This is a genomic window from Ottowia cancrivicina (assembly GCF_029813755.1).
Taxonomy (GTDB): Bacteria; Pseudomonadota; Gammaproteobacteria; order Burkholderiales; family Burkholderiaceae_C; genus Ottowia; species Ottowia massiliensis.
In genome coordinates this window covers 1-506 of the sequence record NZ_JARVII010000097.1, presented here as the reverse complement: position 1 = coordinate 506, position 506 = coordinate 1, and the positions used below count along the sequence as shown (strand labels likewise).

The 506-nt window shown below is 66.2% G+C and carries 1 protein-coding gene; it reads left to right on the top strand.

Translation table 11 applies throughout. The features are described 5' to 3' along the window. Nucleotides 1–506 (top strand): histidinol dehydrogenase (locus QB898_RS13205; protein ID WP_279525319.1); only part of this gene is annotated, 506 nt, incomplete at both ends.

Below are 506 nucleotides of genomic sequence, written 5' to 3'. Positions count from 1 at the left end.
GGCACGACGCCGCCGGACTGGGTGGCGATGGACTTGTTCAGCCAGGCCGAGCACGATGAGCTGGCGCAAAGCATTCTTCTTGCCCCGGATGAAAGCTACATGCGGCAAGTGCATGAGGCCATGCAGCGCCTGCTGCCCGCCTTGCCGCGCGCGGCCATCATCGCCAAAAGCCTGGCCGGGCGCGGCGCGTTCATTCACACCCGCAGCATGCAAGAGGCCTGCGAAATCGCCAACCGCATTGCGCCCGAGCATCTGGAAATTTCCAGCCGCGAGCCGCACCGCTGGGAGCCGCTGCTGCGCCATGCCGGGGCCATCTTCCTGGGCGCATACACCAGCGAATCGCTGGGCGACTACTGCGCCGGCCCCAACCACGTGCTGCCCACCAGCGGCACGGCGCGTTTTTCGTCGCCGCTGTCGGTGTACGACTTTCAAAAGCGCAGCAGCCTGATTGAAGTGAGCGAAGCCGGCGCGCAAAAGCTGGGCCGCATCGCCAGCGTGCTGGCCCA